Source organism: Leptotrichia shahii (assembly GCF_008327825.1).
GTDB lineage: Bacteria > Fusobacteriota > Fusobacteriia > Fusobacteriales > Leptotrichiaceae > Leptotrichia > Leptotrichia shahii.
The window spans coordinates 430,703-452,793 of the sequence record NZ_AP019827.1; the positions used below are offsets into that span (position 1 = coordinate 430,703).

Annotated in this window: 16 protein-coding genes; 7 read left to right on the forward strand and 9 right to left on the reverse strand. The window is 30.7% G+C overall.

All coding sequences use genetic code 11. The features are described from left to right. Positions 1–175 precede the first annotated feature (175 nt). The 7 genes from F1564_RS02080 to F1564_RS02110 form a co-directional block, all read right to left on the reverse strand. A complete protein-coding gene (locus F1564_RS02080; protein WP_018450836.1) occupies positions 176–1,924 on the reverse strand; it encodes a L,D-transpeptidase family protein in 1,749 nt (582 codons plus the stop codon). Between the two features lie 36 nt (positions 1,925–1,960). Next, positions 1,961–3,610: a L,D-transpeptidase gene (locus tag F1564_RS02085; RefSeq protein ID WP_040505648.1), complete on the reverse strand. Its 1,650-nt coding sequence runs from the start codon at positions 3,608–3,610 to the stop codon at positions 1,961–1,963. A 195-nt stretch (positions 3,611–3,805) separates the two neighbouring features. Next, complete coding sequence (locus F1564_RS02090) at positions 3,806–5,026, reverse strand: MalY/PatB family protein (RefSeq protein WP_018450834.1); 1,221 nt, start codon at positions 5,024–5,026, stop codon at positions 3,806–3,808. 21 nt (positions 5,027–5,047) lie between these two features. After that, positions 5,048–6,619 (reverse strand): SEL1-like repeat protein, encoded by a 1,572-nt coding sequence (locus tag F1564_RS02095; protein ID WP_232053387.1) that lies wholly within the window; start codon positions 6,617–6,619, stop codon positions 5,048–5,050. Positions 6,620–6,666: 47 nt separating this feature from the next. Next, positions 6,667–7,161 (reverse strand): pyridoxamine 5'-phosphate oxidase family protein, encoded by a 495-nt coding sequence (locus F1564_RS02100; protein WP_018450832.1) that lies wholly within the window; start codon positions 7,159–7,161, stop codon positions 6,667–6,669. Between the two features lie 40 nt (positions 7,162–7,201). Continuing rightward, positions 7,202–8,872, reverse strand: coding sequence for a formate--tetrahydrofolate ligase (locus F1564_RS02105; protein ID WP_018450831.1), 1,671 nt, complete (start codon positions 8,870–8,872; stop codon positions 7,202–7,204). A gap of 207 nt (positions 8,873–9,079) precedes the next feature. After that, a complete protein-coding gene (locus F1564_RS02110; RefSeq protein WP_018450830.1) occupies positions 9,080–13,423 on the reverse strand; it encodes a PolC-type DNA polymerase III in 4,344 nt (1,447 codons plus the stop codon). Positions 13,424–13,835: 412 nt separating this feature from the next. Here F1564_RS02110 and nadE point away from each other — a divergent pair, with 412 nt between their 5' ends. From nadE to F1564_RS02125, 3 genes are read left to right on the forward strand one after another with little or no spacing between them, the layout of a single operon-like run. After that, a complete protein-coding gene (gene nadE, locus F1564_RS02115; protein ID WP_018450828.1) occupies positions 13,836–14,573 on the forward strand; it encodes an NAD(+) synthase in 738 nt (245 codons plus the stop codon). Position 14,574: 1 nt separating this feature from the next. Beyond that, positions 14,575–15,771 (forward strand): nicotinate phosphoribosyltransferase, encoded by a 1,197-nt coding sequence (pncB, locus tag F1564_RS02120; RefSeq protein WP_018450827.1) that lies wholly within the window; start codon positions 14,575–14,577, stop codon positions 15,769–15,771. A gap of 38 nt (positions 15,772–15,809) precedes the next feature. Beyond that, positions 15,810–16,346 (forward strand): adenylyltransferase/cytidyltransferase family protein, encoded by a 537-nt coding sequence (locus F1564_RS02125; RefSeq protein ID WP_018450826.1) that lies wholly within the window; start codon positions 15,810–15,812, stop codon positions 16,344–16,346. 241 nt (positions 16,347–16,587) lie between these two features. On the opposite strand, the gene F1564_RS02130 is transcribed toward F1564_RS02125, so the two are convergent. After that, positions 16,588–17,472, reverse strand: coding sequence for a fructose bisphosphate aldolase (locus F1564_RS02130; RefSeq protein ID WP_018450825.1), 885 nt, complete (start codon positions 17,470–17,472; stop codon positions 16,588–16,590). Between the two features lie 189 nt (positions 17,473–17,661). Here F1564_RS02130 and F1564_RS02135 point away from each other — a divergent pair, with 189 nt between their 5' ends. The 4 genes from F1564_RS02135 (at position 17,662) to F1564_RS02150 (ending at position 21,109) form a co-directional block, all read left to right on the forward strand. Further along, complete coding sequence (locus tag F1564_RS02135; protein WP_018450824.1) at positions 17,662–18,381, forward strand: YebC/PmpR family DNA-binding transcriptional regulator; 720 nt, start codon at positions 17,662–17,664, stop codon at positions 18,379–18,381. Between the two features lie 287 nt (positions 18,382–18,668). Continuing rightward, positions 18,669–19,412 (forward strand): tRNA1(Val) (adenine(37)-N6)-methyltransferase, encoded by a 744-nt coding sequence (locus F1564_RS02140; RefSeq protein WP_018450823.1) that lies wholly within the window; start codon positions 18,669–18,671, stop codon positions 19,410–19,412. 243 nt (positions 19,413–19,655) lie between these two features. Next, the gene (locus F1564_RS02145) at positions 19,656–20,405 is read left to right on the forward strand and encodes a queuosine precursor transporter (protein WP_018450822.1); all 750 of its coding nucleotides are present in this window, start codon (positions 19,656–19,658) and stop codon (positions 20,403–20,405) included. Continuing rightward, complete coding sequence (locus tag F1564_RS02150; RefSeq protein WP_018450821.1) at positions 20,405–21,109, forward strand: radical SAM protein; 705 nt, start codon at positions 20,405–20,407, stop codon at positions 21,107–21,109. The genes F1564_RS02145 and F1564_RS02150 overlap by 1 nt, the downstream gene beginning before the upstream one ends. Before the next feature lie 305 nt (positions 21,110–21,414). Here the strand turns inward: F1564_RS02150 and F1564_RS02155 are convergent, their stop codons facing one another. Next, positions 21,415–21,789, reverse strand: a complete 375-nt coding sequence (locus tag F1564_RS02155) for a hypothetical protein (protein WP_018450820.1) — start codon at positions 21,787–21,789, stop codon at positions 21,415–21,417. Positions 21,790–22,091 lie beyond the last annotated feature (302 nt).

Genomic DNA, 22,091 nt, shown 5'->3' on the forward strand with positions numbered 1-22,091 from the left:
TTTATATTTTACTTTAGAAGTCCTTTCTTTTTACTATAAACAGACGTATGAATACCTTTTAATAATATTCCAAGTATAAAAATATATTTCGTAAAAAGTGACAATTATACTTACAATCTACTGTTATAAAAAAATAAGGGCTATCTCATTTTGAGATACCCTCTTAAATAGATTTTTATTTAACTAGCATTACAGTAGGAACAGTAGGAACTCTAAAACCTTCCTTATGTCCTGGTGTAGAATTTCCTAACCAGTCATAAATGAATTTGATTTGATCATCATAATGTCTTATACATTTGTGTGATTCTGGATAAGTTCCAATTTTTTTAGCTGTTGCAGCTTTTCTTTGCTCTCTTGTATTTTTGGGTTCAAATAATGATGGGATGCTGTGCATATAACCGCCACCACTAAATCTTACTGCATTTTTTGCATCTCCGACGACAGTTTTATTATCTGAACCTGTGTATTGCATTACAGGTTTAGAATAGGCAATTAAAAATGTTCCATAAGGAGTGGCAAATGAATTTCCACTATCTTTTCCAGTAGTTACAAATGAAGAAGTTACAACATTCCAGTCATTTCCAGATTTTTCAATAATCATTTCATTTTGGCTAGCTCTGTCAACATAGATAAATCTAGTTATTTCTCCTGTAATTCCAGCATCTTTTAAATATTTACCTGTAGAAGGCTTTAAATAATAAGTACCGCTATCATAAGCATCTATTTTAACTTTGATATATTTGTCATTCTGTTCATCAATAACCATAATAGTTCTATCTGGAATATTTATATAGTCTTTAAAAGTTTTGTCCAAATATCCAAATTCACTTTGGTTAGCACGATTTCCAAATTTATCACGTTTTCCATTTTCTCCACCGCCAAGGGGAATATAGTCATCTAAAACATATAATTTTTTATTTGCTGAAAGTGCCTCATTTATGAATTTATTTGTTTTCTCAACTTTATTCATCATGTCATTCCAGTCAAATTCTCTTTTTTCAGCAGCAGATTTTGGAATATATCCAATCTGATTGTCAAAAAATACTTCATACCATTCATCTGATTTACTTCCTACAATACCTATAGTTTTGTATTTTTGAGAATAGGATGCAGATTTTATTGTTTTAGAGTTTGAACTTGGCTCTTTTTTTATATTTGTTGCAGTTTTTATGAAAACAAATTCATCCATATCTTTTGGAGAATGTTTATCATATTGAAAATTAAAAGTAAGATTTTTAGGTCTTTGGGCTGAAAATTCCTTTATGTAAGGATGAGATCCCTTTGGAGAATTTGAACTTGTATTTTTAGGTGTTTCTGTTTTTGTATTTTCACTTGAATTATCACCTTTTTTATTCTCCTCAATTATAGAATCTTGAGCTTTTTTCATATTAGTTGTTTTTTGATCCTCTGTATTATTTTTTATAGGCTTGTCATTTTTTTGAGAATCATTTTGTAAATTGGTTTTTTTATTTCCATCATTAACTTTAGTTCCTGTTGGTGTTGCTGGTTTTACTGTTTCCTGTTTTTCTGGAATTTGAGTTTGTGTATTTTGTTTTGATTTAGCTGAAATTCCTGATTTTTTAGGATATTCTGCTATAAATCCTTTTATAAAGGTATCAAATTTTACTTCAAATTCAGATTTACTTATTGTTTTTTCTACACTTTTTCCTTTCATAAATTTAGCTTTTTCACTAAATAAATATGGAGTAAATTTTAAATGTACGCTATTTCCTTCTACTGCATAATCCACGTCAATTTTGTCTTTAATTCCATCTCCATCTAAATCTGGTTCTAAAGAAATTTGCTTCCATTCTAATTTTTGAGTTTCTTTTGGTGCAGAAAAAGTATTTATTGACACTGTAGAAATCATTATTAATGCCAAAATAAAAAATTTCATTTTTTGTAAATTCATTTTTTTTACCATAAATTTTTTCTCCTTATTCTTTATTTTAAGGTTATTCTATAAAACTACTGCTATTACAGGCTCTTCAGGAATTGTGTTGTCTCTATCCTTGATTTTACTGTCTGCATTTATCCATTTGACAATAAATTCAATCTGATCATCAAAGTGTCTTACACATTTATGAGAATCCTTGTATGTCCCAATTTTTTGAGCAGTTCCCGTGCTTAATGTAGATCCTTTAAAATTAAGTCCCACAGGAATTCCGTGCATATAACCTCCACCACTGAATCTTACAGCGTATTTTGCACTTCCTCCGATAGTCAAATCAGATCTTCCAGGAAGAGTTTTGTCTCCTTCTCTTGCGTGTCTTGTAAATGTCATGTATGGTCTTGTGAATGCTATTAAGAATGCTCCGTGTGGCGTTTCATATGAACCCCATCCATCTTTTCCTGTTGTTACATACGAATATGTCACAACTTCATATTTTTCAGTTTCGGGATTTCTTTGAAAAAGCACTTCAGTTTGGCTGCTTGGATCAATTGCAACAAATTTATTTACTTCACCTTTTATATTTTCAATTTTTTTGTAAGTATCTTCCTTTTTCTCAATAAAATAAGGTCCTCCATAGAATGGTGTTTCAATTTTTAACATATTATTTACTTCACCAATTATTCTAAAAATTGTCTGATCAGGGATATTAATTATTTCTCCTTCTTTTTTAGAATTTGTATAACCTATAATACTTTGATTATTTTTATTTCCAAATTTATCCTTTTTACTTGGTTTATCACGTGATAGAGGAGCATACTCTGTAACAATATACAATTGCTCATTAGCTTTTGTGGCTTTAGTAATAAAGTCGTTTACAATTTCTATCTTACTAATCATTTTGTCCCAATAAAAGCCTCTTCTAGAAACATTATCTTCTCCTCCTGCAATAAATCCTTTGATAGTTGTTGGATTTTCTGCGATAACTTTACCATTTTTATCTTTATTAACTTTTTTACTTACATTAGTAGTAATTCTTTTTGTAAATTCAGTATAATACCATTTTGTTTGTGCATTTGGAGCATCTGAAACCATGTCAAACAGTATTTCAGGTTTTTCACTAAATTTCAAATCAGCTATTGCACTTCCATTTGGAGCATCTAGCATACTTGATGATTTTTTTATAAATAAAAAGTTATTTGTATTTTCGGGAGAATGATTATTAAATTTTACCTTATCAAAAACAATATCATTTGTTTTATTATCTCCATAAATTGTAATATATCTAGTTTCATTTGGCTGAATATTTTTAGAATATTCAGGATAATATTCCTTTACTTTATCGAGCATTTTTTGCATTGCCTGAAGTTCCATTATATTAAATTTTTTATCAAAAGCTATTTGATATGTCAAAATATCTTTCCCGCCTTGATTTGTGTAAATTGAAATAACAGCCCCAATTAAATTATTTACTGCACTATAAGTTACAACAACTTTCTCATTTATCCCATCACTATTAAAATCATAATCAAAAACATCTTTTTCCTGCCCTTTTACCACAATATTTTCAGAATATTCCTTTGGTAGATTTAATGGCTCTGCATTTGTGTTAAATCCTATAATTGTATTAATTAATGCCATTATTCCAATTTCTATTTTTTTCCATTTTTTTATCTTTTCTTTTCCTGATTTAATAATATTATCCAATTTTTTTGTCACAATTTCCCCTCCTACATTTTCTCTTTCCAAAACATTTCCACTCATCAATCAAAAAGTTACTAACTTTTTTCATTTTAATATCTCTCCATCCTTTTTTCAAAAATTTTTATTTTTAAAGCAGAAAATTTTATTTTTCGTTTATATTATACCATAATATTCCTAAAAAAGTAAAACATAAAATAATAATAAATTGGATTATTTACAAAATTGTGAAAAGTCCATCTTTATCACTTCATAAAGTCTTTCCAGCATTTTCTCCAAATATTTCGTTGGCACAGCCAGATTTACCCTCTCAAATCCATTTCCATCTTTCCCAAACGTATATCCTTCACTAAAAAATATTTTTGCTTTTTTATTCATAAATTCCTTGAGTTCTGTATTTTTAAGCCCCAATGCTCGAAAATCTAGCCATTGTAAATAAGTCCCTTGTATTAGTGGTGCCTTCAAATCTACAAATCTTTCTTCAAAAAATCTATTTACCAATTTCTGATTTTTATCAACTAATAGCAAAAATTCTTCCAGCCATTCTTTTGCTTCTGTATAAGCTAGTTCACATGCCTTATATGATAATGTTGAAAAAACATGCATCGACATTTTTTCCATTTCAGCCTTAAATTTCTTACGTAGTTTTTCATTTCTAATAATTATATTTGAGATTCCTGCTCCAGCTAGATTAAAACTTTTTGTAGGGGCAGTACATGTTATTGTAATTTCAGCAAGTTCCTCTGATAAAGTCTGAAAAACCGTATGTTTATGCCCAGCCATCACAATATCAAAATGAATCTCATCAGAAATCACAATCAAATTATTCTCAACCGCAATTTTCCCAATCTTTTCCAAATCTTCCCTGCTCCACACAATCCCAAGCGGATTATGAGGACTGCACAAAAGTAATATTTTATTATTTTTATCTTTTGCAAACTCTTCAAACTTTTCAAAATCAATATAATACTTGGCTTCCCCATTCTCATTTTTACTCTCAACTAAGCCACAATCCACCAATTTTCTCTTATTTGAAGTAATCGCACTATAAAACGGATAATAAACAGGCGTAAACGTAATTACCCCTTCATCCTCCTTCGCAAAAGCCTTAATCGCAACATATATAGCTGAAACCACGCCAGGTGTACACAAAATCCAGTCTTTTTCCACCTTAAAACCGTGTCTTCTCTCCATCCAATTTATAACAGCCTCATAATATTTAGGATAAGTCCCCGAATAACCCAAAACCGCCTCATCAATATACTTTTTCAGCCCTTCCGTTATTTCAGGAGCAATCTTTAATTCCATGTCCGCCACAGAAAACGGAATAATATCGTCTTCCAGCTCTGGAAGCACTTCATACATCTGCTCCCATTTGTACGAGCCTTGCCCTTTTCTGCTTAAGATTGTTTCAAAATCATATTTTTTTGACATTTTTTCACCTTCTATCTTTAATTATTTCCTTAATTCTGAATTATTCTCCAATCTTTTTAATTTTTCCAAGGCTTCTTGCTCTATTTTACATGTTGGATAACCTTTTAATGAATCTAATACTTTACCATAATATTTTTTCGCAAGTTTTATATTATTATTTTCTTCATAATAATTTCCAAGGTTGAAAAATGCTAAAGGATTACCTTTTTCAGCTGATTTCAGATAAAGTTTCATTGCTTCTTCTTTATTTCCTTCCTCACTATAAATATTCGCAAGATTATTCATAGCCGTTGTATGCCCTTTTTCAATTGCTTTTCTATACCATTTTTTAGAATCATCTATTTTATTTTGTTCATCAGCAAAAAGTCCTAATTCATACATTGCTTCAACATTTCCTGCTTCAGCAGAATTTTTTAAATACTTATCTATTTCATTAGTATATTTTCCAGTTTCAGAATAAATAAATAATGCATAATTAAACATACATTCTCTATCTCCAAATTCAATTCCTTTCAAAATATATTCTTTATATTTTTCTATATTTCCTTTTTTTCTATTTATTACTGCTAAATTGTAACAGCATTCATTTATCCCATATTTTTCAACCAATACTTTTAAATATTTTTCAGCTTTATCAAAATCTCCACTGGTTAGATAGACATTTGCTTGACTGTTATATACATTTATTAATTTTTCAATAGCACTTTCTTTAAGATGTGGGACTTTTTCTATTACTTCCTGAAAATACTTCTCAGCTTTTTCAAAATTTCCAATTTCATAATAAACATATCCTAAATTATATTTTGTTTCTAAAAATCCTAATTTTTCAGACTCTAGGTACCATTTTTCAGCCATTTTATAATTTTTTTTATTAAAATAAAGGTTTCCTAAGCTTAAAAAATCTTCTCCTCTTTTAGTTTCATCTCTTTCAATTAACTCTCTAAACTTTTCTATATTTTCTGTTGTTTGATAAAGATTAAATAATTTATCCTTTGAATCAGGACTTCCATTTTCCAAAGCCATTTTATAATATTTTTCAGAATTTTCAAAATCACCTTCAACAAAATATGCATCACCTAAACAATTTGGAGCATACTTATCATCTTTCTTATTTTTTAATATTGTAAAATTTATTTCTTTTACTTTGTCATAATTATCTTGAAACATGTAATAATTTGACATGTAGGCTAATACATCGTAATCTTCCTTATCATCAAGCTTATTGTACCATTCCAGCATTTTCTCTTCATTATTCTGTTTTGCATAAAATATGACTAAACTCTTCTGTGCTACTTTTTCTCCCTTATTTGCAGCCTTTAAACAATATTTTTCATATAGTTTTTCATCTTTACCCATGTAAAAAGTAGATAACATCGTTGAAGCTGTTGGAACATAATCTTCTATTCGTTCAAAATACAATTTTGAAACTTCTGGATAAAACTCCCATGTATCCATTCCCAGCTTCATCATTTCATCAATTTGTTCTTTTGTTAAATTTTCTCCTGCCTTATCTATATGTTCTTTTGCAATCTTTAAATACTTTTCTTCTTCGTTATCCTTATTCCGAAATTTATCTATTATTTTTCCAAACATTCCCAATTATTTCACCATCCAGTTCTTGCACTATATAAGTGCAATTTCTATTCATGCTCCTTACAGCTCATCTCCTCAACTACAAGTTTAAACACACAAACTGCTTTCAACATTTGCTCATCAAACTCCCATTCTGTTTTTCCAGTATTATGTTTCATCAGTTCCAGCAACGCCTTCATTTTTTCCTGTGAATCTTCAATAATTTCAACTTTCCCATTTCCGATTACACTTTGAAATCTGGCGGTATAATTGCAGGCTTTATCGCCTTTCGTATAAATTTTGTGATTTGTGTCAAGTTCAAATCCTACGTAGTTATTTTGTTTTATTATATCAAGTTTTCTCCCTGTTCTTGCACCATGAAAGTAAAATGTATAGTTTCCGTTTTCTTCGGTAAAGCCAAAATTTAGTGGGACAATGTATACTTTTCCATTATCGTTTAAGCCAAGACGGCAACAGTCACAGGCTTTTATAATTTCTTTTATTTTTTCGTTGTCTGTAATTTCTCTGTCCCGTCTTCGCATTTTTACTTTTGTATTTTCCATTTTTATGTTTTTCCATTCTATTATATCTGTAATATTAAATTTAAAATAATCCTGAAATTACCCCACTTTCATCAATGTCAATTAACTCTGCCGCTGGCTTTCTCGGTAATCCTGGCATATCGATTATTTCTCCAGCCATTGCTACCAAGAATCCTGCTCCAGCTGATAATCTTACTTCGTTGATTGTAATTGTGAAGCCTGTTGGTCGCCCTAAAAGATTTGGGTTGTCTGACAATGATTTTTGTGTTTTTGAGATACATATTGGCAATTTGTCATAGCTGTTTTCTACGTATTTTTTAATATTGTTAAGTGCTTTTGGTGCAAAGTTCACTCCATCTGCTCCATAAATTTCTTTTGCAATTTTTTCAATTTTTTCCTGAATTGACAAGTTCAAATCATAAAGTGGAGTGTATTTTTTATCTAATTTTTCATTCTTTTCAATGGCGTTCATAACTTTTTCCACAAGCTCTTTTCCACCTTCTCCACCTTTTTCCCAGATTTCGCAGTTGGCAACTTCCACGTCCATTTTTGCACAAAAATCTTTTATCACTTGAATTTCAGCGTCAGTATCAGTTATAAATTTGTTAATTGCCACGACAACTGGTAAATTATACTTTTGCATGCTTTCAATATGTTTTTCAAGATTTACAAGCCCCTTTGTCAATGTTTCGATATTTTCCGACTTCAAGTCTTTGTCTCCGCCGTGATGCTTCAACGCACGAACTGTCGCAACAATTACAATAACGTTTGGCTCCAAGTTCCCAAGCCTAGCTTTTATATCCAAAAATTTCTCAGCACCCAAATCAGCTGCAAATCCAGCTTCCGTAACCACGTAATCTGACAATTTCAAAGCCATTTTTGTAGCCAGCAACGAATTACATCCATGTGCAATATTCGCAAAAGGCCCACCGTGAATAAATACAGGTGTGTTTTCCAAAGTCTGTACCAAATTAGGCTTTATCGCATCTTTTAGTAATGCCGCTACTGCCCCTTGAATATTAAGCTGCTTAACTTTAAGCATTTCTCCTTTTCTGTTGTATGCAAAAACTATTTCGCCAATTCTTTCCTTTAAGTCGGTAATAGAGTCAGCAAGACAGAAAATCGCCATAATTTCTGAAGCAACTGTTATCTGAAACGAATTTTCACGAGGCACGCCATTCACTTTTGGTCCAAGCCCAACAACAATACTTCTCAAATTTCTATCATTCATATCAAGCACACGCTTAAAAGTAATATTATTCACATCAATATCAAGTTCATTTCCAAAATGTATATGATTGTCAATGCACGCAGAAATCAAGTTATGTGCAGCTGAAATTGCGTGAATATCCCCTGTAAAATGTAAATTTATCTCTTCCATAGGCACCACTTGCGACATTCCACCACCGGCAGCTCCACCTTTCATACCAAACACAGGCCCCAAAGACGGCTCCCTAAGTGCCGCAATTGACTTATACCCAAACTTATTTAACGCTTGAGTCAATCCAACAGTAACAGTAGACTTTCCTTCCCCCGGAGGTGTAGGAGTAACAGCCGTCATTAAAATCAATTTCCCATCTTTTTTCCCTGCATTTTTCTTTAATACTTCCAAACTAACCTTAGCTTTATACTTCCCGTACGGCTCAAAATCATCCTCTGTAAGTCCAATACTTTCTGCAATCTCACCAATTTTTTTCAATTTCGCATTTTGAGCAATTTCAATATCTGTCATTCTTATATCCTCCTACATTTTTTATTATTTAAAAAATCGAAAAAGCCGTAGTTCATAACTAATAGACTTTTCCGATATTCATTTATAATTTGTTCGTTTTACTATTTTTCTTGATTTTTTTACAAATATATCATATTATATCTTTGCATAATTGTCAATATTTGGAAAAACAAATAAATTAATTTTGTTCTGATTTTATTCTATTTTTTAAAACAATGTCTGCTGATTTGTAGCTGATAAATCCTTCAAACATCCATATTCCTTCATCAAATCCACAACCGTCTTATTCAATTTCGTACGTTTCACCAAATCCTCAATTGACAGAAAATTAGATTCTTTCCGCTCGGCAACTACCTTTTCAGCAACAGATTCTCCCAGTCCATCCATTGCAATTAATGGCATTCTAATTTTGCCGTCCTGTATTGTGAAAAGTTTTGCTTCTGATTTATAGATGTCAATTTGTTCCAGTTCGATTTTACGGTAGTGCATTTCAATTAAAATTTCGTATAGGAATAATTCTTGCTTTTCTTTAGCGTTTAAGTTTCCTTTTCTGTCCATTTCCATTTTTGCCCGTTTCAAGTCTTCCACTGGTCTGAACATTGTTGTCATTTTAAAATCTCCAACTTTTCTATTTAGGAATGCTGTGTAAAATTCGATTGGATAATGCACTTTAAAATAAGCGATTCTTACTGCCATCATTACGTAAGCCACCGCATGCCCTTTTGGGAACATATATTTTATTTTTTCGCATGAATCAATGTACCATTGCTCTACACCGTGTTCTTTCATTGTTTTAGAATATTCCTGCCACTTTTCACGATTTTTCGTAGGCTGTCCTTTTCTTACAAATTCCATTATGGAAAAGGCTAATGATTTATCAAGTCCATCGTCAATCAGCTTATTCATAATGTCATCCCGCACCGTGATAATCTGACTCAAGGTTGCAATTCCACTTCTTACGTAATCCTGTGCATTATTCAGCCAAACGTCTGTTCCGTGTGAAAGTCCAGAAATTCTGACTAATTCCGCAAAAGTTTTTGGACGTGTGTCAACTAGCATCTGTTTTACGAAAGACGTTCCAAATTCAGGTATTCCTGATGTACCTGTCGGAGAGCCGATTTCATCTGGAGTTACACCAAGTGCCTCTGTACCGCTGAATAAACTCATTACTTCCTTATCATCAAGCGGAATCGTATAAATATCAACATCTGTCAAATCCTGCAAAATTCTAAGCGTTGTCGGATCGTCGTGTCCCAGTATATCTAGTTTTACAAGCTGTTCATCCATTACGTGATAATCAAAATGGGTTGTCTTGGAAGCTGATTTCATATCATTTGCTGGACGCTGGATTGGACAAAAATCGTAAATTGACTTGTCCTTTGGAACGACTATCATTCCGCCAGGATGCTGTCCAGTAGTTTTTCTAGCCCCTTCACAGCCTTTTGCAATTCTCATAACTTCTGCTTTTCTTTCCTTTATTTCAGGTGTTCCTTCCACTTCTTCAAGATATTTTTTCACATACCCAAAAGCATTCTTTTCAGCAAGTGTAGAAATTGTTCCAGCACGAAAGACATTGTCACTTCCAAACAGCTCTTCCGTATATTTATGAATCTCCCCTTGATATTCCCCGGAAAAGTTCAAGTCAATATCTGGCACTTTATCTCCGTTAAATCCCATAAACACTTCAAATGGGATGGCGTGTCCATCTTTTATATATTTTGTACCACATTCTGGACAATTTTTGTCAGGATAGTCAACTCCACTTCCTTCCTCGTTCATAAATTCCGTATGCTTACATTTCGGACATCTGTAGTGCGGATAAAGTCCATTTACTTCGGTAATTCCCATAAGATAGGCAACTATTGAAGATCCAACCGAACCACGTGAACCTACAAGATAACCTGCGTCCACCGATTTATGCACAAGTTTCTGTGCAATCAGATAAAGCACCGCAAATCCATTTTGAATAATCGAATTAAGCTCCTTTTCCACTCTTTCCTTCAGGCTCTCATCAATATTTTCCCCATAAAGTTCTTCAAGTTTCTTGTAAGTCATTTCCCTTACTTCATCTTCTGCCCCGTCAATTTTCGGCGGATAGAATCCAGTTGGGATTGGACGAACCTGCTCTATCATATCATTGATTTTATGAGTATTTTCCACAACGACTTCCTGAGCCGCTTCTTTTCCTAGATAGTTAAATGCCTCCAACATTTCTTCAGTAGTTTTAAAATACAATTTTCTGTCGAAAAACTCATATCCTCTAACTCCCTCCGAAGTTTCAGTTTTCCACATTGTTCCACTTCCCAAAAGAAGAACATTCCTGTTAATTGCTTCACGCTCTTCAAGATAATGTGCATCCCCTGTAGCAACTACAATTTTATTCTGACTTTTTCCAAGTTCATAAAAATACTTGTTCATTTCCTTTATTATATCGTAACTTTCAATTTCCTTGCTCGTTCTTTCCACCATGTCAGCATAGTTTGTATATGGATGAATCTCGATATAATCATAAAATCTCGCTTTTTCCTCAATGTCATCTTTTTCTGCCCCACGTAAATATAGATTTACAAGTTCCCCCTTATTTCTTTCAGAAGCCGAAGCCGAACTTGCAATTAACAGATTTTCCCTCATGCTGTTTAACAAAGTTTTTGGTATTCTAGGTCTTCTCATTCCAAAAAATTCTATGTTGGAACGTGATACAAGCTCGTATAGGTCACGAAGCCCAGCCTGATTTTTTACCAAAATCATGGTGTTCAATGTTTCAGAATTTTGAATATTCGGCTGTAAATCCGTATTAATCTCAATCAGTTTCAAAATCCCTTTACTTAAAATCATATTTAAAAATTTCTGAAAAACTTCCGCAGTAGCCTTTGCATCATCAACAGCCCTATGGTGTGTTTCAAGTGTGATTCCAAAATATTTTACCAAATTAGCAAGACCATATCCTCTCGAATCAGGAAGCAATGTTCTAGCCAAAGGCAATGTATCAATCACGCTTGGAGAATACTCAAGCCCTTGCTCAATAGTTTTTTGCTTGATAAATCCCACGTCAAATTTCGCATTGTGGGCAACTACCGTTGTATTAGCACAAAATTCTAAAAATTTTGGCAGTACAGTTTCTATTTTTTCAGCATTTGCGACCATTTCATCAGTAATTGTTGTAAGTTCTGTTATTTTTGGCGGAATTGGAATTTCAGGATTTACAAATTCAGAAAATTCCCCGATAATTTCCTTTCCACGCATTTTCACAGCCCCAATTTCAATTATTTTATCATTAAACGGATCAAATCCTGTCGTTTCAATATCGAATACAACATAAATTTCATCTTCAATCATCTTATCCTTAGGATTAGTAATCAAGTCCTGCTCGTCATCGACTACATACGCCTCCATCCCAAAAATAACCTTGAAATCCTCATTTGCCTCTTTAAATGCAAACGGAAATGAATGCACCACTCCGTAATCCGTCACAGCAATCCCGCTATGCCCAAATTCTTTCGCTCTTTTTGCATAATCCTTGATTGACATAACTCCGCTCATTTCACTCATATTCGTATGTGCATGAAGTTCTATTCTTTTTTTCGGAGCATTGTCTTCTTTTTTCACATCTTTGGAGTCAATAGCTTCCACTTTTTGAGTTCTTATATATTTTTCCCCAGTATACATATCCGATTCAAATGTTCCTGTAACTTTTACCCATTCCCCAAGTTTTACCTGAATATCCTCATCTGTATTAAAGAATATTCTACAACTAACAGAATCTGTATAGTCTGTAATCATAAAATCACACATTAACTTCCCATTCTTAGTTTCTCTCATGCCTACATTGAAAACTTTTCCTTCTAACGCTACATTTTTTCCATCATTTAAAATATCAAGTGTAGAAAAAAGGGCAGCCTCCATATCAGGAATTTCTTTCCGCCTATATCCATTATTATTTCCATTAAAATTCCCGCCATTTGAATATCTGTTTCCATTCTTCGTCTCAGTATTCTCATATTTAGGAAGTTCGCTAGCCTTTACCGAGTTTAGCTCGCTTTGAGCTTTTAATTTTTCCTTAATTTCCTTAAACTCGCCATTCACAAATTCAACTTTTACTAAATCACTAGTACATTCACAAATCTTGTTTTTTAACTCTTCCTTTGCATCGGTCTTTTGAGCCTCTTCTATTAAATGATGTGATGGTAGTTTTATAAATACAGAATTTTCTATGCTTTCCACTTCATAAGTTGCAAAAATATATTGATATCTTTTACTTTCATCTTTATAATTCTCAATCATAAATTTTACAAATTCAGCAACATTTTCTCGAATCAATTCAGGATTAACATCCAATTTGATTTTAAGTTTTACTCCATCTTCAAAATTTTTGTAAAGCGACCATCTTAAATCTCGTATCTCACTATGTGCAGCAAAATTATGAACCCTTACAAATATCTCCATCTCTCTCTTTTTAGAAAACAAATTGACATACTCAATCTCAAAATTTTTAATCCCATATTTTCTAAAAAAATCATCTGATGGCTTAATTTTTAAGTATTTAGTACTCACTTTTTATTTATCCCCCTTACTTTTTTTATTTTTTATATCAAATAATTATAATTTAATATTTATTCTTAAATCTTTTAATTAAGTTATTTTTTATATTTTTCATTTATATTTTTTTTATTAAAGTAAAAATTTTTAGGATATAATTTTTATTCATATAGGTTTTTAAATAAAATATCTACTGTTGTAGACTATCCATGGTGCATAGGTAGGGCAATGACACTTCTGCTTAAAAAAGAAAAAAATTATATAAACTTAGGTAAAATAGTTATAGCTTCTAAGTTCAATTTTAAATCAATTTTACTTATAAAACAAATTTATTATATAATTTTTATAAAGTTTTATCAATATAATTTTCTTGAAAACCTTGTTATTCACAAAACTTCCAGGTATAATAAAGTAAAGAGGTGATTTTATGAAAAATGAAAAAGAGAAAGTTATCGAATGGATAAAAAAATATTTTGAAGAAAATGGAAAAAACTGTAAGGCAGTTGTAGGAATTTCAGGAGGAACAGATTCTTCAGTTGTGACGGCACTTTGTGTGGCAGCTCTGGGACGGGAAAATGTGATAGGAGTTCTTATGCCAAAAGGTGTGCAGCATGATATTGATTATTCCAAAAAATTAGTTGAGTTTTTGAAAATAAAGCATTATGAAGTGAATGTGGAAAAGCCTGTGAATGACTTAAAGGAGTTAATTTCGCAGCAAATAGGAGTAAATCCAGATGAGTTTGACGCCTATAAGACTAATCAGCCTGCTAGAATACGGATGGCTGTGCTTTATGGAGTTTCTGCCATTATTGGCGGGAGAGTGGCTAATACTTGTAATTTGTCGGAAGATTTTGTGGGTTATTCAACAAAATTTGGAGATGCTGCGGGGGATTTTTCTCCAATTTCTGATTTTACAAAAACTGAAGTTCGGAAACTGGGAGCTGAACTTGGACTCCCTGAAATGTTTTTAAAAAAAGTGCCTGAAGATGGAATGAGCGGGAAATCTGATGAGGAAAAATTGGGATTTAGCTATGAAGTTTTGGATGAATATATTAGAACGGGAAACATTTCAGATTTGAGAATAAAAGAAAAAATAGACTATTTACACAAAATAAATTTACACAAAATTTTACCTATGCCATCGTATAAAAAAGGAGAAAAATAAAATGAAACTAAAGCCAATTATAACATCACTGCTTGATACAGATCTTTACAAATTTAATATGAATCAAGTAATTTTTCACAAACATACTGATTTAGTCGGAGAATATCACTTTAAATGCCGTACTCCAAATATTTTTTTTACAAAAGAAATGGTTACGGAAATAAACGATCAAATTGACCATTTGTGCAGTTTACGGTTTAAAAATGAAGAATTAAACTACTTGCGTTCGATAAGATTTATAAAGCCAGACTATGTCGAATTTTTAAGACTGTGGCATCCAATTAAAGATTATGTAACCACAGTGCTTGAAAATGGAGAACTTAAAGTTATTGTTTCAGGACCACTTTTCAGTGCAATGCAGTTTGAAATTTACTTGCTTGAAATTATTAACGAAGTGTATTTTAGAATGAAGTTTAATTATGATGAATTGCTTATTTCTGCAAAAGAAAAATTAGAAAAAAAGATTTTGGATTTTAAAAATAAAAAATATAACTTTAAATTTGCCGAATTTGGCTGTAGAAGACGTCTTTCAAGGGAATGGCAGGAAGAAGTAGTGAAAAAATTATCCAGCGAAACTCAAAATATGGTCGGAACTTCCAATGTATTTTTGGCAATGAAATACAACTTAGTGCCAATCGGAACTTATGCACATGAATATGTCCAAATGTATCAGGGAATCGACTCAATTCCGCTATCTTACACAAATCATTATGCATTAAAAGACTGGTATGACGAATACAAGGGAGATAACGGAACAGCACTTACCGACACAATAACGACAGACTTATTTTTAAGAGATTTTGACAGAAGCATGGTAAATAACTACACAGGAGTGCGGCATGATTCAGGTGATCCATATATCTGGGCTGAAAAAATATTGAATCACTACCAAAAATATGGAATAGATCCAAAGACAAAGACACTTTTGTTCAGCGATTCACTAAATTTTGATGAAGCAGAAAAACTTTACCAGACATTCAAAGATAAAGTAAAAATTTCTTTTGGAATCGGAACATTTGTAACTAATGATACGAAAGAAAAGCCACTGAATATTGTAATAAAACTTCAGTATGTAAATGGCAGGCCAGTTGCTAAATTGAGTGATGTGGAAGGAAAAGTCATGTGTGATGATGAAAAATATTTAAAATATTTGAAGGCATCAGTAAAATTTAGGCTGGAGCGGGAAAAAGAATATTGAAATTTTATATTTAATTTATAAAAAACGGAGAAATTTTAATGAAAAAATATAAGACAGGCTTGGTTCTGGGAAGATTCCAGACATTTCACAAAGGACACGAATACATTATAAATAAAGCTCTTGAGATATGTGATAAAGTTTTGGTATTTATAGGTTCTAGCGATAAATCTGGAACAATTGAAAATCCTTTTTCCTATGAATTAAGGGAAAAATTGATAAAAAAAATTTATGGAAATGAAATTGTGAAAAATAAATTGGTAATTTCCCCACTTGCTGACTTGGGAGCTGGAAATGTTACAAAATGGGGAGATTATTTGTTTTGTGAAGCGGGAAAAATTTTTGGAGAAGTTGACTGTATCGTATATGGTGAGGAATCTAAATGTAAGAGCTGGTTTAGTGAAAGAATAAAAAAATCTGTAAATTTTATTGTAATTTCTAGAGATGACATAAAAATAAATGCTTCAACTCTGAGAGAATATATGAGAAAAAATGATTTTGAAAAATGGAAGGAATTTGTTAATAAAAAAAATTGGGGAGAATTTGAAGAAATGAGGAAAATTTTGATTGAAATATAAAAAAATTATTCATAAAATTAATGAAAGTTTTTTTCCTTGCTAAATAGTATTAAATGAAATATGAGATTATTTTTTTGTATCAATTTTTATCTTTGTAATAAAAAAAACTGGCTCATCCTTTTGAAACGAGCTAGTTTTTATATTTAATAGCTTAATATCTTTCATTTATAATTTATAGTGAAAGATTCTGTTTTTTTATAAAATAATAGTTACTTTTTCACATCTTTAGTTTAATATAAAATTATTTTACAGAAGCTTCATAAATTTCTTTAATAGCTTTTGCCAAATCTTTATCAAATTCATCATCACTTTGTTGTGCCGACAATCCTTCAGTTAATGCTCTTGAGAAACTTGCAATAACTCCTTTATTTTTAGCAAGAATCTCGTTTGCTTTTTCTCTTGGGTAACCTCCTGATAATGCAACAACTCTAACAACTCTTGGATGTTCTGTCAAATCTTCGTAAAAGTTTTCAACTGTAGGCAAAGTTACTTTCAACATTACATTTGAAGTTTCAGGTAATTTATCAAGATGTTTTTTGATTTCATTTTTCAAAATTGTTTCACATTCTGCTTTGTCAACATTATGAATATCTACTTCTGGCTCAATAATTGGAACAAGTCCGGCTGCAATAATTTTATCTGCAACTTCAAATTGCTGATCTACAACTTTTGCAATTCCTGTTTGTGATGCCTTTTTTATAACAGAACGCATTTTTGTTCCAAAAATATGTCTTTCATTCGCTCGGCTCAAAAGTTCATCTAATCCTGGAATTGGCTTCATTAATTGAACACCATCTTCCAATTCTTGAAGTCCTTTATCAACTTTTAAGAAAGGTAATACTCCTTTTTCCTCCCACAAAAAGTCAGCTGTATATTTATCGTCAATTTTTCTATCCATAGTTTGTTCAAATAAAATAGCTCCTACAATTTCTTTATCACTAAAAGCAGGACTTTTTATGATTCTTGTTCTCATTTTATGAATTAAGTCAAACATTTCTGTATCATTAGAATACTCGCTTTCGTCAATTCCATACAATTTCAGTGCTTTTGGAGTACTTCCACCACTTTGATCCAATGCGGCAATAAATCCTTTACCATTTCTCATTCTTTCTAATCTTTCTTTCATCGTAAATTCCTCCCAAATTAAAATAATTTGATTTACAAAACTTGTATCTCTATCTTTATAATATCACTTTTAAAAAAAAAGTCAAGAATAAATATAAATTTTTTAAAATAAAAAAATTCCTTTAATTTCACCATTGATTAGACTTTTTTTTTATGATATAATTTTATATAATCAATTTAGGAGGAAAAAATGGGAAGACATGGTACAATAGCTGGGCGTAAGGAAGCACAGGATAGAAAAAGAGCCGCATCATTCACAAAACTTGTTAGACTTATAACAGTGGCAGCAAGAGGTGGAGAAAATCCTGAATTTAATGTTGCCCTCAAACATGCAATCGAAAAAGCAAAGGCAATTAATATGCCTAATGACAACATTAATAGAGCAATCAAGAAAGGAGCAGGAACTGACGGTTCAACAGCTTTTGAAACATTAAATTACGAAGGTTATGGACCTGCGGGAGTTGCTATCATTGTAGAAGCTCTTACAGACAACAAAAATAGGACTGCTTCATCTGTAAAAATGGCTTTTGATAGAAATGGCGGAAATCTTGGCGTTTCTGGGTCAGTTTCATATATGTTCGGAAGAAAAGGTGAAATCATCATTGAAAAGACTGATGACATTGATGAAGAAGCGTTAATGGAAGTAGCACTTGAAGCTGGAATGGAAGATATGGAAACTTTGGAAGACAGTTTTTACATCACAACTGAAACAGGGAACTTTGATGTTGTGGCAGATGCTTTAAGAAATGCAGGATACAAATTATTGGAAGCAGATATTCAATATTTACCGTCGATTGAAGTTGAAACTCTTAGTGAAGAAGACTTGCAAAAATTAAGAAAATTAATTGACACTCTGGAAAATGATGATGATGTTCAAAAAGTTCATCACAATTATGCTGGAGAATTATAAAAACATATATTGCGGAATTAATTTCCGCATTTATTTTTATAAAAAATAAAAGAAATAGTACTATACTCGAACCTATTTAAAATTGAATTATTAAAATTATAGAAACTTAAAATAGTCATAGCTTTTGAGTTCAGTTTTAAATTGGTTTTACTATAAACTCTATTTAAAAGATAAAATAAGAGATCAATCCCGCTTGCTAAATAGCGTGTGATTTAAAATTTATAATAAATCTGTTAAAATGGGGAATAGGATAAATTAGGTGAATAAGAAAAAAGGAGCTATATTTTATGAAAAAAACTGGAGAAGAGATGATTACTCCAATAAAAAATATGAAAATAATTCAGCGAAATGATTTTCAAAACTTTACGCTTGATTCAGTTTTACTTTCTGATTTTGTAAAAATTAATCGGAAAACAAAAAATATTCTTGATATTGGAACTGGCTGCGGAATTATCGCTTTACTCTTGGTACAACGTTCAAAGGCACAAATTACAGGCATTGAATTGCAGCAAACGATGGCAGAAATTGCTGAAAGAAATGTTGAAAATAATAAATTTGAGAATCAAATTAAAATAATAAATGAAGATATAAAAAATTATAAAAATATTTTTAACCGTGATGAATTTGACGCAATTGTTACAAATCCCCCATATTTTGAGTTTATCGGCAATGTTTCCCAGATAAGCAATTTGGAACAGCTGGCATACGCAAGGCACAATATTAATTTGACACTTGAGGAAATTATAAAAATTTCTTCCTATTTATTAAAAAATATGGGAAGTTTTTCAATTGTATTCCGAAGCGAACGGCTGGTGGAAGTTCTAGCGCTTTTACAAAAATATAATTTAGAGCCAAAAAGAATGAAAAATTGCTATACTAAATGGGGTGAAAACTCAAAAATTTGTTTATTGGAAGCAATAAAAGATGCTAAGAAGGGATTTTCCATTGAAATGCCTCTTTTTGTTTATGATGAAAATGGGCAAAAGAATGAATATATTGAAAATTTATATAAAAGTTCGGATAGAAATTAAAGGAAGATAAAAAAATATTATTTTCTTGCATTTTTTGTCAAATACTTGTATAATAAAAGCCAGTAAAAATAACTATAAATGATAGTAATAAAAAATATAATGATGTTTGGGATATTCCATCTATAAAAAAAACCTTTTGGAAACACATATTATTCAAAAGGATAGTGTGTGTTTTTTATTTGTCTAAAAAAATAGGGAAAATTTTAATTAAATAAAAAATAAAAATTATGAGGAGGAAAAATTTTGGAATTTTTAAAACATTTTCAATTTGGAACAAATGAACTACTATGGCTGGGGTATTTAATATTCAATTATACAGCTGTTTTATTAGCTTATAGATTTTGGGGAAAAGTTGGTGTACTTATTTTTGTACCGCTATCAGTAGTTTTGGCAAATATACAGGTATTAAAAATGATGACATTATTTGGTATTGATACTACAATGGGAAATATTGCGTTTGGTGGTGTATTTTTAGTTTCGGATATTTTATCTGAGGTAGAAGGAAAGAAATATGCAAAAAAATTAGTTACAATTGGATTTATTACAATGGTATTTACTACTATCGTGATGAACTGGGCATTAGCAATAAAGCCTGCTCCAGCAGATGAATTTCAGCAGCATTTAAAACCAATATTTGGACTTGCAATTAATGAATTGTCAGTTATAAGGGTAACATTAGCGAGTATGACAGCATTTATAATATCACAGCTATTTGATGTGTGGGCTTATCAGGTAATTAGAAATTGGCGTCCGAGTTATAAAGATATATGGATAAGAAATAATTTAAGTACAGTAGTTGGACAAGTGATAGATAATTCATTATTTACAATTCTTGCATTTGCAGGTGTATATAATATTCAAACTTTATTTGTCATTGCGTTTTCAACATACTTTCTTGAATTATTTATTTCTGTGATGGATACGCCGTTTGTATATTTAGCGGCATTGTGGAAAAAACAAGGAAAAATTAAGGAGTTAGATCAGCGAATATAATGATAAGATATAGTGTAATAAAAGAAAAAAATCCTAGAGAAATAGTACTTTTAAAAGGATTTAGCTGTGCATATGGAAAGTGTGCTTTTTGTAATTATATTTTGGATAATACGAATGACGAAGAAGAAATGAAAAAGGTAAACTTTGAGGCTTTAAGCAGGGTTACAGGCGAATATGGAGTTCTTGAAGTAATAAATTCTGGTTCTGTGTTTGAATTGAATAGTGTGACATTGGAAAGAATAAGAAAAATTTGTAAAGAGAAAAATATAAAAATTCTTTATTTTGAGGCATATTTTGGGTATTTGAACAGATTGAATGAAATTAGAGAGTATTTTTCTGAACAGGAAGTGAGATTTGCATTTGGATTGGAAACTTTTGACAATGATTATAGAACTAAAGTTTTGAAGAAAAAGTTTATTTTGAATGAGAGAGTTTTAGAAAAATTGAAAAGTGAATATCAGATGTGTCTATTAATGATTTGTACAAAAGGGCAGACAAAAGAACAGATTTTAAACGACATTGAGAAAGGAATGGAAAATTTTAAGGAATTGGTTATAAGTGTGTTTGTGAATAATGGTACGGAAATTGAAAGAGATGAAGAACTTGTGGCGTGGTTTTTGACAGAAATTTATCCAAAATATAAAGAAAAACAAAATATAGAAATTTTGATTGATAATAAAGATTTTGGAGTGTATGTTCAATAAAATTGTTTGAATTTTTAATAAAATATATAAAGGTAAAAGAGTATTTTGCAAGTTAAAAATAAATATTGTATATTTTTGAAAATCTGAAGTGTTGGTTTTATAAAAATGGTAAAATATATAGGGTTTATGATTTGTTGATTTTATTATTTTACCATTTGTTTAATACTAGACCATGTTTAAAAAATAGAAACTATATTTTATTTATTTTACAACAAGGGGTCACCCCCCTTGCTAAAACTAAAAATTCATAATAAATTTATGAATTAGAAATGAGAAATGGTATAAGAATATTATTTTTTATTTAACTATTTTTTTGAAATGCCAATCCCATTTTCAAACATATCAATTTCATTTTCCAACTCTTTTAAATCGTTTCTTACATAATGCTCGTTATCAGCTCCAAGTCTAAAAGTTCGTACTAACGGAATGTTTTTATGATTTATTTCAAACATATATTCTTCTACAATCATTTTTTTCTTATTATTGGTATCATCATCTTCAAAATCTATAACAAGTGTTACATTTAAATCAGAAAGTTCATTAATGTCAATTTTCTTTTCATTTACAAAATAGTTTAAAATACACTGCTTTATTACAAATTCCAGCTCTTCCTCAATTACTTCACGTGGTTTCTCAATATTTTGCGTTAAATACAAGATAGCTTTATCTAAAAAAATCATTTTTTATTTCCTTTCCTTTTACAATTATATTTCTTTTTAAATTATATAATAAAAATATTTTAAAAACAAATTTTTTTAATAATTTAAATCATTTATCAAATTTTTACAGTATCAATTTTAAAAAAAAGTAGAAAAAAAAGCAAAAATGATTTATAATATATCGAAGTAATAATAATTTTAAGAATTTAAAATTATTGGAGTTAAAATAAATTGGTATTGAAAAAAAATTGGGAAATATAAAAGTGAAGGCTATAAATTGGATGATAGTAATATTTATAGTGATGAGAGATTTTCAAATTTAT